Below are 20,014 nucleotides of genomic sequence, written 5' to 3' on the forward strand. Positions count from 1 at the left end.
TAACAGTCATTATCGATTATCGATCAGGGCGCGCCATGGCTTTGTTTCCACAGATTTACAGCCGTATTCACAAACGCTGCGAGAACGCCGGGGAGCGCCTGGTGCTGGAGCAACTGCGCCGCTGCCTGGGCGACGATTGCATCGTCTGGCACGACATTCCCGTCGGCCCGTTGCAGCGCCGGCCGGACTTCGTGATCTTCAACCCCAGCCGTGGCGTGCTGGTGCTGGAGGTCAAGCACTGGAAGCTCTCCAGCATCCACGGCGGCAGCCGCACGCGCGTGCAATTGCTGCTCGAAGGCGGCATCACAAGCTGCCAACACCCGCAAGAGCAGGCCTACCAATGTGCGCTGCAAATCAACAATGTGCTGGCGCGCGACGCCCGCCTGAAACAGACCGAGGCGCCCTACCAGGGCCAATGCGCCGTGCCCTATGGCTGGGGCGCGGTGATGAGCAACGTGCACCAAAGCCAGTGGCAAGACACGGATGCGCAAGCGCTCTTCCCCGCCGAACGCACGCTGACGCGCGACGATCTGGGCTCCACAGTCGCCCCCGAAGCATTCCAGGAGCGACTGTGGAGCCTGTTCACCGCGCGCTTTCCCACCGCGCTGACGCCGCCGCAGCAAGACCGTGTGCGCTGGCACCTGTTCCCCGAAATCCGCATCACCCATCCCAGTGCCACACCACGCGCGGGGGTGCGCACGGCAGATCAACAGGCTGCGCAACAGGCAGAACTTTTCGCCATTCCGGATCTGATGCAGGTGATGGATTTGAACCAGGAGCAAACCGCCCGCACGCTGGGCCGGGGCCACCGCGTCATCCACGGCGCGGCTGGCTCGGGCAAAACCATGATCCTGGTCTATCGCGCCCGCTATCTGGCGCAGCAAGCGCTGGGGCAGCCGGTGCTGGTGCTTTGCTACAACCGGCCGCTGGCCGATCGCATCGCCCACCAGCTTGCTGCGCACGGCGTGGCCCCGGAGCGCGTGGTCGTGCGCACCTTCCACGCCTGGTGCGAAGACATGCTGCGCCAGCACCACATCGCACCGCCCGCCTGTGCGCGGCGCAGCCCCGAGTACTTCCAAAGCCTGACCGAGCAAGTCGAGCGCGCCCTGCACACCGGCCAGTTGCCGCAAGGCCAATACGCCGCGCTGCTGATTGACGAAGCGCACGATTTCGACGCCGCCTGGCTGCGCATCGCCGCGCAAATGGTCAACCCGCAAACGCGCTCGCTGTTGGTGCTCTACGACGACGCCCAATCCATCTACAAACCCAGCCAAAAGCGCTTCAGCTTCGCCAGCGTAGGCATTGAGGCCAAAGGGCGCACCAGCATCCTGCGGCTCAATTACCGCAATACCGTGGAAGTGCTGGCGCTGGCCATGCAATGCGCCAACACCCTGCTCACCGAAGTGGGCGAGAGCGACGCGCATATGCAGCGCATCCGCCCCGCCAGCGCCGGGCGGCGCGGCCCCATGCCGCAATTGCTGCGCTTTGCCAACGGGCGCGACGAGGCCCAAGCCCTGGCCGAGCACATCGCCGCGCTGGTTGAAGCGGGCACACCGCCCGAAGACATCGCCGTGCTCTGCCGCGACAAGTACAACTGGGCCATGCTGCAAACCGAGCTCAGCCGCCGCGACATCCCCTGGCAAACACGCGGCCAGCGTAACTCGCGCGGGCAAAACGGCAATATCGATTGGGGCGAGCGCAGCGTCAAACTGCTGAGCATGCACGCCTCCAAAGGGCTGGAGTTCCCCCACGTCTTTCTCATGCGGGTGGATTTAATGCCTGGCAAACATCCACTGGAAGAAGAATTGCGCGTGCTCTACGTGGCCATGACGCGCGCCACCGAGCGGCTCACCCTCTCCTGCGCAGGCGATTCTGACATCGTGCAGCGCGTGCAAAGCGCCCTGCACGCCATCGCCGATTGGGATGCCTCAGAAGAGACAGCAGGGCCAGATGAGCATCACAAAATTATCAATCAAGAGAAAAAATTTCCGCCCATTTTGGCAAATTAATCAATGAAATGAATTTATTTTGATTTATAAAGTCACTCATGCGCCACACGCAACAGCCGGACAGCACCGCTGTGGCTATTTCGCCCACTCCATTTGATGGAGCCATCGGCAAAGTTCACACACCAAACGCCATCAGCCCCTGCGCTGTAGCGGCGCGTAGCCGTCCAGAAAAACCGGCTGTGGGTATTGGGGAACACCGTCTCGTCAATCGCCGGTTGCGCACACGCCCAATCCAGCAAGCTGGCCAGCTCTTTCACCTCCGGCAAACGCCACCCCCGTTGTTGCTGCGCGTATTGCAACGCATCGGCATAGGTCATGACTTCTGGCACGCCCACGCAGTCGCGACCATTCCACACCTGCCCAACACTGCATCGCGCCCAAACCAAGCCGGTGTGAACGTCCTTGACTTCTGCCCCCCGCCCTACAAAACGGCTCGGCGCACTGCTGGGGCAATCCTGCGCGTGCGTAGCCGACAGCAATAACAAGGCAAGCGCCATGCAGGCGCGACGTCCGAGAAGCAGCAACATAGAGAGCACCTCACAACATCCAAACCGCACGCCAGCAACATGCCCGCCTTGGAACGCAAAAACACACGCGCAAAAAATGGCAGCGCCCACCGCGCCGCCAGCCATGTCTTTCGGCCCAAAGGCTTGAAAGTCAAAATTCCCGGAAGGGCCAAGCAGTTTTTTCTGCCTTCCCCCTGCGATATTGCGTACGGAGTTTAAAAATGTAAATTCTATTCACAGCCTCAAAAATGTAAACCGCGCACCCCCGCACATACCCTCCCCCCCAGCCAGGCTCAGTGCGCCGGGGGTTTGCCATAATGCCCGCCACGCCCAGGGCAAGCTTGCCGAGCCTGCGCTTTCCGCCAGCACCCCATGCTGGGGCGTTCGTTTTCACCTATTGCAGGAGCAACCCATGAAAAAACACCTGTTCGCACTGACCTTGATGGCCGTGGCCACAACGGCCGCCTTCGCCCAAGCCAACACGCTGGAGAAAGTCAAAAACTCCGGCGAAATCTCCCTGGGCGTGCGCGAGTCTTCCGGCTTGGGCTACACCCTGGGCAACGGCAAATACGTGGGCTTCCACACCGAAATGGCCGAGAACATCATCAAAGATCTCGAAAAAGAAGTCGGCAAGCCCATCAAAATCAAATACCAGCCCATCACATCGCAAAACCGCATTCCGCTGGTGACCAACGGCACCATTGATTTCGAATGCGGCTCCACCACCAACAACCTGGCGCGCCAAAAAGACGTGGACTTTGCCCACACCACCTTCGTGGAAGAGGTACGCATGGCCACCAAAAAAGATTCGGGCATCAACTCCGTGGCTGACCTCAAAGGCAAAACCGTCGCCGTCACCACCGGCACCACCTCCGTGCAGACCCTGCGCAAACACCGCCGCGCCGAAGGCGTGAACTTCAAGGAAGTGATGGGCAAAGACCATGCCGACAGCTTCCTGCTGCTGGAAACTGGCCGTGCCGATGTGTTTGTGATGGATGGCACTATCCTCGCCGCCAACATCGCCAAGTCGCAAAAGCCCGGCGACTACCATATGGTGGGCGAAGTGCTCAACGTAGAACCAATCGCTTGCATGCTGCGTAAAAACGACGAGGCTTTCAAAGCCGCCATCAACAAGAGCATTGAGCGCCAAATCAAGGATGGCACGCTGGAGAAGCTGTGGGACAAGTGGTTCCTGCAACCTACGCCGCCGGCCAACACCGTCATCAACCTGCAATTGTCTGAAAGCACCAAAAAAGCCTGGGCCAACCCCAACAACAAACCCGCTGAAGACTACAAAGTCGAGTAATCGGCACAGGGCCTGAGGCTTGCCGCCACGGCCCGCATCACGCTCCGCGACCGCCATGCCCTGGCGCGTGGAGCGTTTTTGATGGCCTTGAAAACAACAGACCACAGCGACAGACAAAGGGACAAGGACTCACCATGACTTGGGATTGGCAAGTTTTCTGCCAGGACAACATCACCAACGAAGTCGTCAGCGGCTGCTTTGGCCAAGGCGGCGACATTACCTATCTGGACTGGCTGCTCTCGGCCTGGGGCTGGACGGTCTCCGTCTCCTTGCTGGCGCTGCTGCTGGCGCTGGTCACCGGCTCCGTCATTGGCACGCTGCGTACGCTGCCAAACAACCCCTGGCTGGTTCGCCTGGGCAACGCCTGGGTGGAGCTGCTGCGCAACGTGCCGCTGCTGGTGCAGATTTTTCTCTGGTACCACGTCGTGCCTGCGCTGTTTCCCGCCATGCGCTCAGTCTCCGGCTTTGTGCTGGTGGTATGCGCCCTGGGCTTTTTCACCTCCGCACGGATTGCCGAGCAGGTCAAGGCCGGCATCCAGGCCCTGCCACGCGGGCAACGCAACGCGGGCATGGCGCTGGGGCTGACCACCGCGCAGTGCTACCGCCACGTACTGCTGCCGATGGCGTTTCGCATCATCATTCCGCCGCTGACGAGCGAGTCGATGAACATCTTCAAAAATTCGTCGGTGGCTTTCGCCGTCTCCATCTCCGAGCTGACCATGTTCGCCATGCAGGCGCAGGAGGAAACCTCCCGCGGTGTGGAGATTTATCTGGCCGTCACGGGCCTTTACATCGTCTCCGCCTTCATCATCAACCGCATCATGGCGTTCATCGAAAAGCGCACACGGGTGCCCGGTTTCATCGCTGGCGCAGCGGGGGGGCATTGATATGACACTGGATTGGAGCTTTCTCACCTGGGACATGATTGGCAACTATGTCCTCAAAGGTTTGTACTTCAGTGCGTACCTCACCGTCATTGCCACGCTAGGCGGCATCTTGCTGGGCACCGTGCTGGCGTTGATGCGCCTTTCCAGCCAGAAATGGCTGGCGCTGCCTGCCACCATTTACGTCAACGGCATGCGCTCCATCCCTCTGGTGATGGTGATTTTGTGGTTCTTTTTGCTGGTGCCACTCATCATCGGACGCCCGATCGGGGCCGAGTTTTCCGCCGTCATCACCTTCATCGCGTTTGAAGCGGCCTACTTCAGCGAAATCATGCGCGCCGGCATTCAATCCATCCCGCGCGGCCAGGTGCACGCGGGCATGGCGCTGGGCATGACCTATGGTCAAAACATGCGCCTGGTCGTGCTGCCACAGGCGTTCCGCAACATGCTGCCCGTGCTGTTGACACAAACCATCATCTTGTTCCAGGACACTTCGCTGGTTTACGCCATCGGCGCTTATGACATGCTCAAAGGCTTTGAGACGGCAGGCAAAAACTACGGTCGCCCGATGGAAGCCTACATCGCCGCTGCGCTGGTGTATTTCGTCATCTGTTTTGGCCTGTCGGCAGCCGTCAAGCAACTGCATAAAAAAATCGCCATCATTCGCTAACGCGTCATCGAGAAACTCATGATTGAACTGAAAAACGTCTCTAAATGGTATGGCGAGGTCCAAGTCCTCAACGATTGCACCACGCGCATCGCCAAAGGGGAGGTCGTCGTCATTGCCGGCCCGTCCGGATCGGGCAAATCAACGCTGATCAAAACCATCAACGCCCTGGAACCCTTCCAAAAAGGCGAGATTTGGGTCGATGGCGTGCCCGTACACGACAAAAAAACCGATTTGCCCAAGCTGCGCAGCCACGTCGGCATGGTGTTCCAGCACTTTGAACTGTTCCCGCACCTGTCGGTAACGGAGAACCTGACGCTGGCGCAAGTCAAGGTGCTGGGGCGCAACCCCACCGATGCCAAGGCCCACGGTCTTAAATACCTCGATCGCGTCGGCCTGATGGCGCACAAAGACAAGTTCCCCGGTCAGCTCTCCGGCGGCCAGCAACAGCGCGTGGCCATTGCGCGCGCGCTGGCGATGGATCCCATCGTGATGCTGTTTGACGAGCCAACTTCGGCGCTGGACCCGGAAATGGTGGGCGAAGTGCTGGATGTGATGGTGGGCCTGGCTGGCGAGGGCATGACCATGATGGTCGTCACGCACGAAATGGGCTTTGCCCGCAAGGTGGGCCACCGCGTGATTTTCATGGATGTGGGCGGCAAGATCCTGGAGGACTGCACCACGCAAGAGTTTTTCGGCAATCCAGAAGCACGCCAGCCACGCACCAAGGACTTTTTGCAGAAAATCCTCTCGCATTGACCCCGCACTGCGCACCCGTAAAAAAAGCGCTGCGGCCCAACCGGGCCGCAGCGCTTTCGCATCTTGTGAGAGGCTGAGGCCTCGACGGCCACGCCCCCCTCTCAATAATTGACGGAAACCGCCGGAATATCGATACGCACAACGGGTTTGCCCACCGCACCGAGCACGGCCGAAGCGAACGACTCAGCCCACTTTTCATCTTGCAACTGGGCCACGCTGGCGGTAGAGGCAATCGCCAGCACCTTGTCGGCAACCAAGACCTTGCCGCTGGCGCGCAGAGGCTCACAATCGAGTGCAACGAACTGGGCATCCAACCACTGCCGCGCCTCCAGCGAGGGCATGGCCTGATGCACGGGCAAGTGAAATTCTTGCGAGGCAGAGAGCACGATGGTGACTTCCTTTTGCATGCGAACCTTTCGTTTTCAATCAATTGTGAGCAACTAGCTTAGCGTAATTTTTGCATGCCACAATCGACATTGAGCGCCCGCCATAGCGTATTCGCTGCTGTCCTAGGGTTTGTTCTTATGCCCATGCACGGTGCGCAGGAGCGCAGACGGAACTTTTCCGCCCGCGCTGCCTCCCAGGCGGCCTTGCCAGCGCCTGGAGCGGTGCGCGCATTCATTACCATTTGACCAGAGGAGTTTCCCGTGTCCATTAACCGTCGCGACTTTTCCATTTCCACAGTATTGCTGGGCGCTACCAGCTTGAGCGCCCTGCCCGCCTGGGCGCAGGAGCCGCCTAAAGAAGGCCAGCAGTACGCCAAGCTGGCTACGCCCGTCAACCTGGACACCCCTGCTGGGAAAATCGAAGTGCTGGAATTCTTCTGGTACTCCTGCCCTCATTGCAATTCCTTCGAGCCGATGTTCGAGACCTGGAAGAAGGCCCAGCCCGAGGACGTCATCGTGCGCCGCGTGCCAATTGCTTTCCAGCAAAACGGCAACTTCGTACCCCAGCAAAAGCTGTACTACACGCTGGAAGCGCTGAATTTGCTGGACAAGTTGCATATGGCCGCTTTCCGCGCCGTGCACACCGAGCGCAAGCGCCTGAACTCCGACGATGCCGTGTTCGAGTGGGTCAAGGGCCAGCCGGGCGTGAATCTGGACGAGTTCAAGAAGATGTACAACTCCTTCACCATCTCCAACCTGATTCGCCGCGCCACGACGCTGCAAAACAGCTTCGACGTGCAAGGCGTGCCTGCGCTGGGCGTGGCGGGCAAGTACTACACCGACGGCACGATGGCGCGCAACCTGGCCAACGCCTTGCAGGTGGTCAACTATCTGGTGGAGCAGGAGCGCAAAGCCATGAAAGGCGGCAAGGGCTGAGCGCCTGCTCAAACACAGGGCTGCGGCTGATACAGCGTCAGCCGATGGGACTCTTGCCAGCGCGGCCGCCACGGCCGCGTTTTTTTACGCCCACAATCTTATTGACTACAAATCAAAAGACAATTTTCAAAAAATTTTTTATTTACAGTGTTGCCGAAATCAATTTTTCATATTTCTTTTGATTTGAAAAATTAGCCATCGTCTTGCATCTGCTGCTGGCGCAGCTTCTCGCTTTGCCAATACACCTCGCCTTCGCCGTGGTGCAAGTTCAAATAGCGCGAGAGCACAAACAGCCAATCCGAGAGGCGGTTGAGGTACTGGCGCGGGCCGGGATTCATCGCCTCTTGCGCCTGTAGCGCCACCACCGAACGCTCGGCGCGGCGCGCCGCCGTGCGGCATACATGGGCCAGGCACGCCGCGCGGCTGCCCGCAGGCAGGATGAACTCCTTGAGCCTGGGCAACTGCTGGTTGTAGGTCTGCAAAGCCACCTCCAAATCCTGCAACGCCTGCTCTTTCAGCAAGACAAAGCCCGGCATCGACAGCTCCCCGCCCAGATCGAAAAGCTGGTGCTGGATGTTCACCAATTGCTGGCGCACATCGCCTGGCAGCGGCTCGCACAGCAGCAAGCCGATATGGGAGTTGAGCTCATCCACATCGCCAATGGCCGCGATGCGCTGCGACGCCTTGGACAGCCGCGTGTTATCGCCCAGCCCCGTCGTCCCGTCATCGCCCGTACGCGTCGTGATTGCACTGAGCCGATTGCCCATTTGTCCTCCATCCATTTCACCTATGATCGCGCCAGTCTAAATCAATCGCAAAAGGATTCCCATGGCATTTGCAGGCTTGCTGGCCCTGCTCGACGACATCGCCACCGTGTTGGACGACGTGGCTGTAATGACCAAAGTGGCCGCCCGCAAAGGCGCGGCCATGTCCGACGATGTGGCCGTCTTGACCAAAGTGGCCGCCCAGAAATCGGCCGGCGTGCTGGGCGACGATTTGGCCCTCAATGCCCAGCAGGTCACTGGCGTGGCCTCTGCGCGCGAGCTGCCCGTCGTCTGGGCTGTGGCCAAAGGCTCTTTCATCAACAAGGCCATTTTGGTGCCCCTGGCTTTGTTGATCAGCGCGTTTGCGCCCAAACTCGTCACACCGCTGTTGATGATCGGCGGCGCTTTCCTGTGCTTTGAGGGGGCGGAAAAAATCCTGCACAAATTCCTGCCCCACGGCCACGCCGAGCAAGGGCATGCCGATGCCGCCCAGGAAGCGCCTTTGGATGAAGCCGCCAAAATCAAAGGCGCCGTGCGCACCGACTTCATCCTCTCCGCCGAAATCATGGCCATTGTGCTGGGCGTGGTCGATGGCAAGCCCTTCGCCCAGCAAGCCGTCGTCCTGGTGCTGCTGGCGGTGCTGATGACGATCGCCGTCTATGGGCTGGTGGCCTGCATCGTCAAACTCGACGATCTGGGCCTGTGGCTGGCGCGCCAGCGCGACGCCCTGCGCCGCGGCCTGGGCCAGGCGATTTTGTGGGCTGCGCCTTGGCTGATGAAAACGCTTTCCATCGTCGGCATGGCCGCCATGTTCATGGTCGGCGGCGGCATCCTGGTGCATGGCGCACCTGCCCTGCACCACGCTGTCGAGCACGTCAGCGCCCAGCTCACCGGCAACCCGGCCAATGCCCTCATCAACACCTTGGGCAACGCCCTTGTCGGCGTGATCGCTGGCGTCTTGATCGTGGCCGTCGTCACCGGCGCACAAAAGCTGTTTCGCCGCACACCCAAAGCCTGATGCCCGGTGCGTTGGCGCAGCGCATGCCAGCGCCACAGGCGGGCAGCCGCTGGCGCTGATGGCCCACCAGTCCCGCGCCAGCCCTGCAAAGATTTGTCCGCAAAGGTTTGCCTGCCCGGCCAAGACCATGAACAGGCCCTTACCTCTACGCTCCATTTCCACCGCCATGCCTACCTCTCGCCTTTGGCAAACGCTGCTGGCCCAGCCCGTGATGATGTGCGGGCTGCGGCCTTTTTTTCTGCTCACCGCCATCAGCGCGCTGGTGTGCATCCCGCCCTGGCTGCTGTTTTACACCGGGCAGGCGCAAGTGGCCCAGTGGCTGGCGCTGATGCCCGGGGGGCCTATCGTCTGGCATGCGCATGAGCTGGTTTTTGGCTTTGGCATGGCTGCGGTTGCGGGGTTTTTGCTCGTGGCGGTGCCCGAATTCACCCAAAGCGCGCCGATGGGCCGCCACGCGCTGGCCTGGTTGTGCCTGTGCTGGCTGGCCGCCCGCCTCGTTTGGCTGGCCGCGCCTGCGCTGCCTCTGGCGCTTAGCGTGGGGCTGATGGCGCTGACCCAGGCGGCTTTTTTCGCGCTGTTGCTGGCGCTGGTGACGCCGCGCTTGTTCAGCACGGCCGGGCGGCTGCATCTGGCCTTTCTCTACGCGCTGCTGGCGCTGGCGAGCTTGCAGGCCGGTTTTTTGTGGGCGCTTTGCACGGAGGGCGAGGCTTTGCGCTGGCTGAACGCCGCAGTGGGCGCGCTGATGGCGCTGACGATTGTGGCGGCCAGCCGCATTTCCATGCGCATTGTGAACAGCCGCATCGTGGCGGGGGTGCTACACCCGCCTTTGCCGGGCGCGGCTGTGTATTTGGCGCGCCCGCCACGGCGCAATTTCGCCATTTTCACCATCGTGTTGTGCAGCGCGCTGGAGTTTTTCGGCGCGCCCGAGGGAGTGACGGGCTGGTGCGCCCTGGCGGCGGCAGCGGCGGTGCTGGGGCTGCTCAACGATTGGCATATCGGCCGCCCGTTGTTCAACCGCTGGGCTTTGGGCCTGTATGTGTGCTATTGGATGCTGGCGCTGGGCTATGCCTTGATGGGGCTGACGTGGCTGCAAGCACCCTGGGCGCCGCTGACGCCAACGGCGGGGCGGCATTTGCTGACGATTGGCACAATGGGCCTGTCCATTCTGGTGGTGATGTGCATTGCCGGGCGCCAGCATTGCGGCCATTGGCTTGACCAGCGTGTATGGGTACCGCTGGCGGCGTTGGCGCTGCTGCTCTCGGCCCTGCTGCGCGCCTGGGCGGGCATGCCTGCGGGGGCAGAGCATTTCGAGCGTTGGCTGATGGCCTCGGGCCTGGCCTGGTGCCTGGCGTTTGCGCTGTACCTGTGGCACATGGGCGCCATCCTTTTCGGCCCCCGGCAGGACGGGCTGCAGGGTTGCCAGGAGCCAGCCAATGCGCACGAGTTGGGCAGCGGCTGCGGTTGATACGGGCGTTTGACACAGCATTTAGCACGGCATTTGGCAGGCGCCTTCGGCAAGCTGCCCGCCCCGCAAATTTCTACATCACAAGAAATACAGATTTACACCCAAAATGCCGAAACAAGGAAGTTATTTTTCCTATTGATTTATAAAAAACCAGCATCCGGGAGCATTTTCACCCCCTCGGGCAACCACGGCAGGCGCAGCCGTGGCAGCAGGCGTTGCGCCAACGCATCCAGCGCCGGGCCGCCTCGCTCGGCCTCGCCCGCCACATGCGGCACCAGCCCCAGGCACGGCGCGCCATAGGCTTGCTGCAACTGCGCTTGCAGATAGCGCACGTTGTCGGCCTGGCGCTGCATGGCCGGGTCGATGTGGTTGCCCAGCCAGCCCGCCAGGCGCAACCCGCGCGCGGCAATGGCTTCGGCCGTGAGCAAGGCATGGTTGAGGCAGCCCAGGCGCAGGCCCACCACCAACACCACGGGCATCGGCGGCCGTTGCAGGGCGCAGGCCAGATCGGCGCTGTCGAGCGTGTCGGACAAGGGCGCGCGCCAGCCGCCCACGCCCTCCACCAACAGCACGTCGGCCTGCGCGGCCAGGCGCTGGCGGGCGGCGGCGATGGCGGCCAGGTCAACCGGGCGGCCTTCTTCACGCGCGGCGATGTGGGGGGAAACCGCCGCCTGGTAGAGAAACGGGTTCACATCCGCGCGCACGGCGTCCGTCATCGGCACGTTGCTGGCGGCCACCAGCGCCTGCACATCTTCATTGCGGCCGTGGGCATCCACCCCGGCGGCCACGGGCTTCATGCCCAGGGCGCGCAGGCCCGACAGATGCGCCGTGCGCAGCAGCAGCGCGGTGACAAAGGTTTTGCCGATGCCGGTGTCGGTGCCCGCGATGAAATAGGTATGAGGGCAAGCTTGTGCGGCGGTCATGGATGCATGCGGGTTGTGGGCGTTGTGGGCGTTGTGGGCGCGGAAGATTCCGGGGGCACGGCATCCCCCGCCCGCGCCAGCAGATAAATCACCTGATAGCTCAAAGGCAAGCCCTGCGCGGTGCGCTGGCGCTCGTAGGCTTGCTCCAGCCGCGCCCAGCCCGCCCGGCCCAGCGGCGTGGTGCGCCCTCCCGGCCCCACGCGGTTGGCCCCCACGGCCTTGAGCGCTTGCAGCACGGCGCGCACACTGGGGTAATGCGCCGTGAGCGTGGCGCGCTGCACGCGCACATCCACAAAGCCAGCGGCGGCCAGGGCGGCGCGCAGGCTGGCTTCTTCCTCAAAGTGCAATACGTGGCGATGGGCATCGACAGCGGCAAAGGCTTGCGCCAGCTCGCCCAGCGTGCCCGTGCCCAGGGTGGCCACAGCCAGCACGCCGCCGGGGCGCAACACCCGCCGCGCCTGGGCCGCAATCGTGGGCGCATGGCACCACTGCCACACCAGGCTGGACCAATACAGGCCCACGCTGCCCGCAGCCAACGGCAGGGCGTGCAAATCGGCGCAGACGCTGGCCCCGCCGCGCTGCGGGCTACGCGCCAGCACTTGCTGGCTGCGCTGACACATGGCCGGGGCAGCGTCCAGCGCCAGCAGGTAGGGGGCTGAGCAGGGCGCACTCCCATGCGCAGCCACATATTCAGCCAGCAACGGCAAGGCATAGCCCGTGCCGCTGCCTGCATCCAGCACTGGCACAGCCACCGGCCAGGCGCTTGCCTGCAATTGCGCCAGCAAGCCTTGCACTGCCTGGCGCTGCACCTGGGCGGCCGCGTCGTAGCTGGCGGCGGCGCGATCAAAGGCGGCGCGGACGTGTGCGCGAGCCGGGCGCGCGACATCAGGCGTTGCGATAGGAGCGGGTGGGCAAGACATGGTGGCAGAGGCTGGGTTCATGCCTGGGCATCCATCGCCCCCGCCCAACGGGCCAGCGCGGCGGCGCACTGGGCGGGGTCGTGCAAGAAAGGGGCGTGGGCGGCGTCCGGCAGGGTCAATTGTTCGGCCTGTGGCAAATGATCGGCCAGCCATTGAGCGGCGGCCAGTGGCATCAGTCCGTCCTGCCCACCGTGGAGGATCAGCGTGGGCTGCGTGATGCGGGCGGCCTGCGCGCGCAAATCCAGCGTTTGCAGCCAATCCAGCCCGGCCAGCAGCGCGGCTTGATCGGGTAGCGGCGGCTGGGTCAGCGCCAGCAATTGGCGGTTGATGGCTTTGGCGCGGCTATCGCCCTGGTTGCTGAGCGTGGCAAAACGCGGCAGCACACTGGCAGGCAAAGCGCGCACGGCTTGGGCAAAGGCGCTGAGCAAAACCGGCTGCTGGGCGCAGGCAAAGCCCTCGCGGCGCACAAAGCTGGGCGTGCTGCCGATCAGCGCCAGGCGGGCGATGCGGCTGCCCGGCTGCGTGGCCGTCGAACCCGCCTCCGAACTCGCCGCCAATTGCGCCAGCATGCCGCCCAGCGACCAGCCCACCAGCGTGCAGCCGGGCGGCAATTGCGTTGCCAAAGCGTGTGCTACGGCTTGCGCATCCTCGCCCGCGTAAGCGCTGCCGTGGTAGCCGGGCAAATCGGCCAGGTACACGGGCAGATGCGGCGCAGCGTCGCGCAAATGCGGCAGCAGGGGCAGCCACACGCGCCGATCCAGCCCCCAGCCGTGCAGTAGCACCAGCGGCGCGGGCGCGCCTGTAGCCGCTTGGCTCGCGGCGTCATGCAAGGGGGCGGGGGCAAGCGCTGCGGCGCCGGGGGCGTTCGGCGCGCGGGCATCCATCGGTGTCAGGGTCAATTGCATGGCGGGGTTGGGGTTTCTGCCGCAGGCGGCGTCAACAAATGGCTGGCATGCAGCAAGGCGGCCGCCAGCCGATCCACATCGGCCAGCGTGTGCGCGGCCGATAAAGAAATGCGCAGCCGCGCCGTGCCCGCAGGCACGGTGGGTGGGCGGATCGCAGGCACCCACAGCCCTTGCTGCATCAGATGTTGTTGCAGCGCCAACGCGGCGTGGTTGTCGCCCACATGCAGGGGTTGAATGGCCGTGTGGGACGGCAGCAAGCGCCGGGGCGCATCGGCCAGAGCCTGTCGCAGATGTGCAATCAAGCGCTGCAAGTGGGCGCGGCGCGCATCGCCATCCGAGCCGGCCAATATCTCCAGCGCCGCCAGCACGCCGCAGGCCACGGCGGGGCTGGATGCCGTGGTGAAGATATAGGTGCGCGCGGTTTGCAGCAGCCATTCAATCACCGTGGTCGATGCAGCCACAAACGCGCCGCTCACGCCCACGGCCTTGCCCAGCGTGCCCATGAGGATGAGGCGCGGCGCAGCGGCCAAGCCCAAATGCGCCAGGCTGCCGCGGCCCTGTGGCCCCAGCACGCCCAGGCCGTGGGCATCGTCCAGCACCAGCCAGGCATCGAAACGCTCGGCCAGCGCCAGCAGTTCGCGCAAGGGGGCCAGATCGCCATCCATGCTGAAAACGGCGTCGCTCAGAATCAATTTACGGCGTGCGCTGGATTGCGCCAACAAACGCTCCAGCGCGGCCATGTCGTTGTGGGCGTAGCGCACATGATCGGCGCGAGAGAGTTGCACCGCATCGATCAGCGAAGCGTGGTTGAGCCGATCGGCAAACACTGCATCGCCCCGGCCCACCAACGCGGGCACGATGGCCAGATTGGCCATGTAACCGGTGGAAAAAAACAGCGCGCGCTCAAAGCCAGTGAAAGCGGCCAAGCGCTCTTCAAGTTGATCGAACGGCTCCAGATGGCCCGACACCAGATGCGAAGCGCCGCTGCCCGCGCCCCAACGCTGCGCGCCCTCGGCCACGGCAGCGGCCACGCGCGCATCGGCGGCCAGACCCAGATAGTCGTTGCTGCAAAAAGAGAGCAGCGCTTGCCCGTCCACCACCGCTTGCGGCCCTGCGGGCGATTGCAGCGTGCGGCGCGTGCGCAGCAGGCCTTGCTCGCGGCGCTGGGCCAGGGCGGATTCGAGTTCGTTCCAGATCATGGGCGGCCTTTGTCCCGTCATTTCCATCACTGCCGTCACGCGGCAAACGCAGGCGATGCGGCGGCATGGGGCGCAGCGCCGTCATCGGCCAAAGCCGCGTCCAGCGCCTGCGCGGCGCGCGTGGCGAGAAATTCCAGCTCATCCAGCGTCGCCACGTAGGGCGGCATGAAGTAAATCGTGTGTCCCAAGGGGCGCAGCAGCACGCCGCGTGCCAGGGCTTCGCGGTAGAAGCGGCGGCCAAAGGCGGCGTCGCGGCTGTCCACATCCAGCGCCCAAATCATGCCGTGCTGGCGCAGGTGGCGCACGCGGGGATGGGCTGCCAGCGGTTGCAGCATTTGGCTGAATGCGGCGGCCTTGGCACGGTTAGCGGCCAGCACATCGTCGCTGGCGAAGATGTCGAGCACGGCCAGCGCCGCGCGGCAGGCCAGCGGGTTGCCGGTGTAGGAGTGCGAGTGCAAAAAGCCGCGCGCGAGTTGCTCGTCCAAAAACGCTTCGTAAATCGCGTCGCTGGCCAAGACCACCGACAGCGGCAAGTAACCGCCCGTGATGCCTTTGGACAGGCACAGCAGATCGGGGCGGATGGGCTTGCCATCCACCACCGCTTGTTCATGCGCAAAAAAGCTGCCCGTGCGGCCAAAGCCCACAGCGATTTCGTCGGCAATGAAATGCACCTGATAGCGGTCGCACAGCGCGCGCACCTGCGCCAGATAGATCGGGTCGTGCATCGCCATGCCGCTGGCGCATTGCACCAGCGGCTCCACAATCAGCGCGGCGATGTGTTCATGCTCGCGCGCCAGCAATGCTTCCAGCGCTTGCGCGGCGCGGCGGGCTACGTCGGCTGCCGTTTCGCCGCTCTGGGCCTGCCGGGCATCGGGGCTGGGCACGACAAAAGCGGGCTGCGTGAGTGGGCCGTAGGCCTGTTTGAACAAGGCCACATCGGTCACGGCCAGCGCGCCCACCGTTTCGCCGTGGTAGCTGCCCGCCACGCACACGTAGCGGCGCTTGGCGCTCTGGCCCCGGTTCTGCCAGTAGTGGAAGGACATCTTCAGCGCAATTTCCACCGCCGATGCGCCATCGGACGCATAAAAGGCATGCCCCAGCGCCCCGCCCGTGAGCGCACTCAAGCGCTCGGACAAGGCCACCACCGGCTCATGCGTAAAGCCCGCGAGCATGACGTGCTCCAGTTGATCGAGCTGTTCGCGCAACGCCGCATTGATGCGCGGGTTGGCGTGGCCGAACAGATTGGTCCACCATGAGCTGATGCCATCCAGCCAGCGCTGGCCCGCCTCGCCATACAGCCACACGCCTTGCCCGCGCACGATGGGCAGCAGCGGCAAGGCGTTGGGGCCTGCGCCCAGGTGGTGCTGCATTTGCGTGCAGGGGTGCCACACGGCGGCCAGGCTGCGCTGCAACAAACCGGGCGCGCGGGCAGGCGCAGGCGGGGGGAAAGCGGGCGGCAAGGGGGATGAAGTCATGGCAGGCAAAAGCGGACAAACCCCGCCCTGGCGCGCTGGACTCAATGGGCTGAATGGATGAGAGGGGCGCAGCAGAACGGGCGAGCGATTCTAGGGATGCTCGGCCCGGCTCTGGCGGAAACTGGGCACGTCATGGCACGTCAGGACACGCTGGCAGGGCGAGCGTGGGGGCGCCGCGCTCAAAATATCACTTTTACAAATCAATGAGAAAAGAAACCACCCTGTTTCGGCAATTTGTGCAACAAGCCCTATTTTCTTTGAATTGCAATTCCGCATTTCATGAATTGCAATTCAAAGGCAAAAAAACCACCCCGTTTCGGCTTGATGGCAATCAAGCTGCTTTTCCGATGGTTTGGCAATGATTGGCAGGCCCGCAGCGCTTGCCGCTTTTGGGCACTGCCGCCGCCCGCCCACTGCAAAGGCCCCTACACTCGCCCTCTTTTGCTTTGGGAAGCACCATGCACGCGCTTTGGATGGTTCTGGCCACCTTTTTATTCGCCACGATGGGGGTGTGCGTGAAGTTTGCCTCGGCCCACTTCACGGCGGCGGAGATGGTGTTTTACCGCGGGCTGATCGGCATGGCGTTTCTGGGCCTGCTGGCGTGGCGTCAGGGCGTGTCGCTGGCCACGCGCTACCCCGGCATGCACGCCTGGCGCAGCATCGTGGGCGTGGGTGCGCTGGGGGCGTGGTTTTATGCGCTGGGCAAGCTGCCGCTGGCCACGGCGATGACGCTCAATTACATGAGCAGCGTGTGGATTGGCGTGTTCGTCGTCGCCGGCGCACTGCTGAGCTGGCGGCCGCGCCCCGGCCAGGCGCGCCCGCCGCTGCACGGCGGGCTGCTGCTGGCGATCATGCTGGGCTTTGTGGGCGTGGTGCTGATGCTGCGCCCCAGCTTTGCCAGCCAGCAAAGTTTTGCGGCGCTGGTGGGCTTGATCTCCGGCATGCTCGCCGCCCTGGCCTATATGCAGGTGGTGGTGCTGGCACGCATTGGCGAGCCGGAAACGCGCGTGGTGTTTTACTTCGCCGCAGGCAGCGCGGGGGCGGGCGCGTTGGTGATGCTGGCCTCTGACGTGCACACGCTGCTCACGCCCGCCGCCTGGTGGCTGCTGCCCATCGGACTGCTGGCCGCCCTGGGGCAAATGTGCATGACGCACGCCTACTCCACCGCCGCCAGCGCGCGCAATACGCTGGTCGTGGCCAGCTTGCAATACTCGGGCATCTTGTTCGCCTCGCTCTACAGCGTGCTGCTGTTTGAGCAAGAGCGCATCGGCCTGTGGGGCTGGGTGGGCGTGGCGCTGATCGTGCTGGGCGGCCTGCTGGCGACGGTGCTGCGGGCGCGCTCGGCCAAGCCTGCTGGATGATGCCGCCTTGCTCCCTCTATTTTCCCTATTGCCCCCATGCACCAAGACCCCACCCAACAACCCTGGTGGCCTGAGCTGACGCCGGCCATGCGCGGCGTCGTGCTGGGCATGGCGCGCGCGGCCTTGCCGCCCATGCACACGCAAACGCCGCAGCAAGCGCGCCAAAGCTACAGCCAGGCCGCCCAGGTGCTGGAAGAAAACATGCCGCCGGGCGTGCATTGGCGCGATGGCTGCCTGCCCGCGCGCGATGGCCATCCCCTGCCCTATCGCCTGTATCTGCCCAGCCCGCCTGGCGCCGCCCGCCCGCCGGCCGCATCGCCGCTGCCCGCAACACTGCCGGGCGTGCTTTACCTGCACGGCGGCGGCTTCACCATCGGCGGCATTGGCACGCACGATGTGCTGTGCGCCCGCATGGCCGCAGGCGCGCAGGTGGCGGTGCTCTCGCTGGAATACCGGCTGGCGCCCGAATACCGCTTCCCGACCGCGGTGGAGGACAGTTGGGACGCCCTGCAATGGCTGGCCCGGCATGGCCGCGACTGGGGCCTGAACCCGGCGCGCCTGGCCGTGGCGGGCGACAGCGCTGGCGGCACCCTGGCCGCCGTTTTGGCGCTGATGGCGCGCGATGCGGGCCTGGCGCTGCAAGCGCAATGCCTGATTTACCCCGGCGCCAGCGCCCATCAGGACACCGCCTCGCACCAGCGTTTTGCCACCGGCCCCGTACTCACCGAGACGCTCCTCACCTGGTTTTTCCAGCACTACATCGACCGCGCCCAGCGCGAGGATTGGCGCTTTGCCCCGCTGCTGGCGCCCGAGCTGGAGGGCGCTGCCCCCGCCCTGCTGGTGCTGGCCGAGTGCGATGCGCTGGTGGACGAAGGCATTGCCTACGCCGACCGCCTGCGCATGGAGGGCGTGCCCGTGCAGTTGGAGCTGTACCGGGGCGTGACGCATGAATTCATCAAAATGGGCCGCGCCCTGCCCGAAGCCGCCCAGGCGCATGCAGCCATCGCCGCGTTTTTGCGCGAGCGGCTGTGAATGGGGCGCGGGCACCTCAAATATTACAAATCAAAAGAAATGAAATAACCCTGTTTAGGCAATATTTTAGTCAATTCAATTTTCTTTTGAAAAATAAAACCCGCAGCCCTTGCAGACTGCGGGTATACGGGGCCTGTGCCAAGGCCAAAACCTGCGCGGCGTTCAGCGCAAGCGGTTGATCTCGCGCTGAATCCCCTCGATATCGGCCTGGGTGCGCTCGATATTGGCCTTCAGTTCCGCCGTGCGCTCGATGTAGCCTTGCGGATTGCGCAGCTCCAGCGCCGTGCGCACTGGTGAGCCGCCGTTGTACTCCTCTTGCAAGGCGCGCAAGCGCTCCTGCGATTTGCGCAGCTCGGCCTGCAAGATGGTGCGCGCATCGGCGTCGCGGTCGCGCTGGGCGTTGTTGGCCACCTTGGGCACAGGCGAGGGCGCGGCGCTGCTGGCACGCGGCGCAGACGATGCGGACGCACCCGCACTGGAGCTGCCAGAAGCGCTGGCGCGGCGCGGCGCGGAGCTTTGGATGATGGTGACGTTGGTGTCCTCCACCAGGCGGCAATCCTTGCGCTTGGCCGCGCTGGCGGCATTGGTGTACTCGTTGCCGCAGCGGTACACACGCTGCTGCGCCAACGCAGCCGTGCCATACAGCGCCAGCAAAGCCGCACCGAGGTACTTGAGCGATGATGTTTTCATGGGAACGTCCTAAATCAATGCGCAAACCCCGCGCCGATGCCATGCACCAACGGGGTGCGCCAGTGGGCTACGCCAATGCGGGCGGGCAGCGCGGGCGAACCTGCGCAAAGCAAGGGCCGCTGCCCCCTCCCCCTCTGTGTTGAATGCGGAAAAATTCTAAACCAGCGCACTTGCGCGGCTGCGTGCCTTAGCGCGCCTCAGACAGGGGAAAAATCCAGCGCCTGGCCGCTTTGCTCCGAGGCAAAACGGTTGAGCAGGGCGAAAAATTCCCCCATGCCTTTGGTGTCTTGCCAGCGGCCTTGCTCGTGTTTGAAATGAAAGCCCCCGGCACGCGCGGCCAGCCACACTTCGTGCAGCGGCTTTTGCTGGTTGACCACGATTTGCGAGCGGTTGGGGAAAACAATCGTCACCATGCCGCCTACGCGCTGGGCGTCCAGGTCGATCTCGGTGGTTTCGGTGATGCGGTCACAAGCCTGCTCAATCTGCAAAAGCAGGGCATCGGCCAAATCGGCGTATTCCAGGTCTGTCATGTCGCTTTCGTTGGGGGGCGTCTATTTACAATGGCGCGATGCCTTTCTTCGCAGAAATTGTAATTCGCGCTGCTGCGCCACTGGCCCTGGCAGCCGCTGCGGCCACTGCCCTGGGCGGCTGTGGCCAGACCGGGCCGCTGTATTTGCCAGATGCCACAGCGCCATCGCCCGCCGCCACGCCCCCTGTGCAAACGCCTGCGCCAGCCCCCGCGCCTGCAGCGCCTGTAGGCTCTTAGCGCTCTCCCATTGCCTTTTGCTGTGGGCCATGCTTTGCTGTGT

Annotated in this window: 21 protein-coding genes; 11 read left to right on the forward strand and 10 right to left on the reverse strand. The window is 63.7% G+C overall.

Annotated features, from left to right (window positions below):
- The first annotated feature begins 35 nt into the window (after nucleotides 1-35).
- Nucleotides 36-2,009, forward strand: a complete 1,974-nt coding sequence (locus tag EBQ26_RS06545) for a 3'-5' exonuclease (RefSeq protein WP_238944204.1) — start codon at nucleotides 36-38, stop codon at nucleotides 2,007-2,009.
- Between the two features lie 32 nt (nucleotides 2,010-2,041).
- Here the strand turns inward: EBQ26_RS06545 and EBQ26_RS06550 are convergent, their stop codons facing one another.
- On the reverse strand, nucleotides 2,042-2,536 hold the full coding sequence (locus EBQ26_RS06550) for an Lcl C-terminal domain-containing protein (protein WP_238944205.1): 495 nt from the start codon (nucleotides 2,534-2,536) through the stop codon (nucleotides 2,042-2,044).
- 391 nt (nucleotides 2,537-2,927) lie between these two features.
- Here EBQ26_RS06550 and EBQ26_RS06555 point away from each other — a divergent pair, with 391 nt between their 5' ends.
- The 4 genes from EBQ26_RS06555 (at nucleotide 2,928) to EBQ26_RS06570 (ending at nucleotide 6,131) form a co-directional block, all read left to right on the forward strand.
- On the forward strand, nucleotides 2,928-3,821 hold the full coding sequence (locus EBQ26_RS06555) for a transporter substrate-binding domain-containing protein (RefSeq protein ID WP_122238226.1): 894 nt from the start codon (nucleotides 2,928-2,930) through the stop codon (nucleotides 3,819-3,821).
- Between the two features lie 134 nt (nucleotides 3,822-3,955).
- Nucleotides 3,956-4,708: an amino acid ABC transporter permease gene (locus EBQ26_RS06560; protein WP_122238227.1), complete on the forward strand. Its 753-nt coding sequence runs from the start codon at nucleotides 3,956-3,958 to the stop codon at nucleotides 4,706-4,708.
- Nucleotide 4,709: 1 nt separating this feature from the next.
- Nucleotides 4,710-5,375, forward strand: a complete 666-nt coding sequence (locus tag EBQ26_RS06565; protein ID WP_122238228.1) for an amino acid ABC transporter permease — start codon at nucleotides 4,710-4,712, stop codon at nucleotides 5,373-5,375.
- An 18-nt stretch (nucleotides 5,376-5,393) separates the two neighbouring features.
- The gene (locus EBQ26_RS06570) at nucleotides 5,394-6,131 is read left to right on the forward strand and encodes an amino acid ABC transporter ATP-binding protein (RefSeq protein WP_122238229.1); all 738 of its coding nucleotides are present in this window, start codon (nucleotides 5,394-5,396) and stop codon (nucleotides 6,129-6,131) included.
- A gap of 101 nt (nucleotides 6,132-6,232) precedes the next feature.
- Here EBQ26_RS06570 and EBQ26_RS06575 read toward each other — a convergent pair whose 3' ends face one another.
- Complete coding sequence (locus EBQ26_RS06575; protein WP_122238230.1) at nucleotides 6,233-6,538, reverse strand: hypothetical protein; 306 nt, start codon at nucleotides 6,536-6,538, stop codon at nucleotides 6,233-6,235.
- A 246-nt stretch (nucleotides 6,539-6,784) separates the two neighbouring features.
- On the opposite strand from EBQ26_RS06575, the gene EBQ26_RS06580 reads away from it, so the two are divergent.
- The gene (locus EBQ26_RS06580) at nucleotides 6,785-7,453 is read left to right on the forward strand and encodes a thiol:disulfide interchange protein DsbA/DsbL (protein WP_122238326.1); all 669 of its coding nucleotides are present in this window, start codon (nucleotides 6,785-6,787) and stop codon (nucleotides 7,451-7,453) included.
- 191 nt (nucleotides 7,454-7,644) lie between these two features.
- On the opposite strand, the gene EBQ26_RS06585 is transcribed toward EBQ26_RS06580, so the two are convergent.
- Nucleotides 7,645-8,220: a cob(I)yrinic acid a,c-diamide adenosyltransferase gene (locus EBQ26_RS06585; RefSeq protein ID WP_122238327.1), complete on the reverse strand. Its 576-nt coding sequence runs from the start codon at nucleotides 8,218-8,220 to the stop codon at nucleotides 7,645-7,647.
- Between the two features lie 61 nt (nucleotides 8,221-8,281).
- On the opposite strand from EBQ26_RS06585, the gene EBQ26_RS06590 reads away from it, so the two are divergent.
- Nucleotides 8,282-9,235 carry a DUF808 domain-containing protein gene (locus EBQ26_RS06590; RefSeq protein ID WP_122238231.1) on the forward strand — a complete coding sequence of 318 codons (954 nt, stop codon included), beginning with the start codon at nucleotides 8,282-8,284 and terminating at the stop codon, nucleotides 9,233-9,235.
- Between the two features lie 166 nt (nucleotides 9,236-9,401).
- Complete coding sequence (locus tag EBQ26_RS06595) at nucleotides 9,402-10,700, forward strand: NnrS family protein (RefSeq protein ID WP_122238232.1); 1,299 nt, start codon at nucleotides 9,402-9,404, stop codon at nucleotides 10,698-10,700.
- A gap of 140 nt (nucleotides 10,701-10,840) precedes the next feature.
- On the opposite strand, the gene bioD is transcribed toward EBQ26_RS06595, so the two are convergent.
- From bioD to bioA, 5 genes are read right to left on the reverse strand one after another with little or no spacing between them, the layout of a single operon-like run.
- Nucleotides 10,841-11,623 (reverse strand): dethiobiotin synthase, encoded by a 783-nt coding sequence (gene bioD / locus EBQ26_RS06600; RefSeq protein ID WP_122238233.1) that lies wholly within the window; start codon nucleotides 11,621-11,623, stop codon nucleotides 10,841-10,843.
- Nucleotides 11,620-12,564 carry a methyltransferase domain-containing protein gene (locus tag EBQ26_RS06605; protein WP_238944206.1) on the reverse strand — a complete coding sequence of 315 codons (945 nt, stop codon included), beginning with the start codon at nucleotides 12,562-12,564 and terminating at the stop codon, nucleotides 11,620-11,622. Before EBQ26_RS06605 ends, bioD begins: the two co-directional genes overlap by 4 nt.
- The gene (locus EBQ26_RS06610; RefSeq protein WP_122238234.1) at nucleotides 12,561-13,448 is read right to left on the reverse strand and encodes an alpha/beta fold hydrolase; all 888 of its coding nucleotides are present in this window, start codon (nucleotides 13,446-13,448) and stop codon (nucleotides 12,561-12,563) included. The genes EBQ26_RS06605 and EBQ26_RS06610 overlap by 4 nt, the downstream gene beginning before the upstream one ends.
- Nucleotides 13,439-14,647, reverse strand: a complete 1,209-nt coding sequence (gene bioF, locus EBQ26_RS06615) for an 8-amino-7-oxononanoate synthase (RefSeq protein WP_122238329.1) — start codon at nucleotides 14,645-14,647, stop codon at nucleotides 13,439-13,441. The genes EBQ26_RS06610 and bioF overlap by 10 nt, the downstream gene beginning before the upstream one ends.
- 35 nt (nucleotides 14,648-14,682) lie before the next feature.
- A complete protein-coding gene (gene bioA / locus EBQ26_RS06620) occupies nucleotides 14,683-16,122 on the reverse strand; it encodes an adenosylmethionine--8-amino-7-oxononanoate transaminase (RefSeq protein ID WP_122238235.1) in 1,440 nt (479 codons plus the stop codon).
- A gap of 458 nt (nucleotides 16,123-16,580) precedes the next feature.
- Here bioA and EBQ26_RS06625 point away from each other — a divergent pair, with 458 nt between their 5' ends.
- Both EBQ26_RS06625 and EBQ26_RS06630 read left to right on the forward strand, forming a co-directional pair.
- Nucleotides 16,581-17,483, forward strand: a complete 903-nt coding sequence (locus EBQ26_RS06625) for a DMT family transporter (protein WP_122238330.1) — start codon at nucleotides 16,581-16,583, stop codon at nucleotides 17,481-17,483.
- Between the two features lie 36 nt (nucleotides 17,484-17,519).
- Nucleotides 17,520-18,515 carry an alpha/beta hydrolase gene (locus EBQ26_RS06630; protein WP_238944207.1) on the forward strand — a complete coding sequence of 332 codons (996 nt, stop codon included), beginning with the start codon at nucleotides 17,520-17,522 and terminating at the stop codon, nucleotides 18,513-18,515.
- Nucleotides 18,516-18,677: 162 nt separating this feature from the next.
- Here the strand turns inward: EBQ26_RS06630 and EBQ26_RS06635 are convergent, their stop codons facing one another.
- Nucleotides 18,678-19,205 (reverse strand): hypothetical protein, encoded by a 528-nt coding sequence (locus tag EBQ26_RS06635; protein WP_238944208.1) that lies wholly within the window; start codon nucleotides 19,203-19,205, stop codon nucleotides 18,678-18,680.
- A 197-nt stretch (nucleotides 19,206-19,402) separates the two neighbouring features.
- A complete protein-coding gene (cyaY, locus tag EBQ26_RS06640; protein WP_122238236.1) occupies nucleotides 19,403-19,735 on the reverse strand; it encodes an iron donor protein CyaY in 333 nt (110 codons plus the stop codon).
- Nucleotides 19,736-19,773: 38 nt separating this feature from the next.
- On the opposite strand from cyaY, the gene lptM reads away from it, so the two are divergent.
- Nucleotides 19,774-19,971 (forward strand): LPS translocon maturation chaperone LptM, encoded by a 198-nt coding sequence (gene lptM, locus EBQ26_RS06645; RefSeq protein WP_122238237.1) that lies wholly within the window; start codon nucleotides 19,774-19,776, stop codon nucleotides 19,969-19,971.
- Nucleotides 19,972-20,014: the final 43 nt, after the last annotated feature.

This window comes from Allofranklinella schreckenbergeri, assembly GCF_003703475.1.
Taxonomy (GTDB): Bacteria; Pseudomonadota; Gammaproteobacteria; order Burkholderiales; family Burkholderiaceae_C; genus Lampropedia; species Lampropedia schreckenbergeri.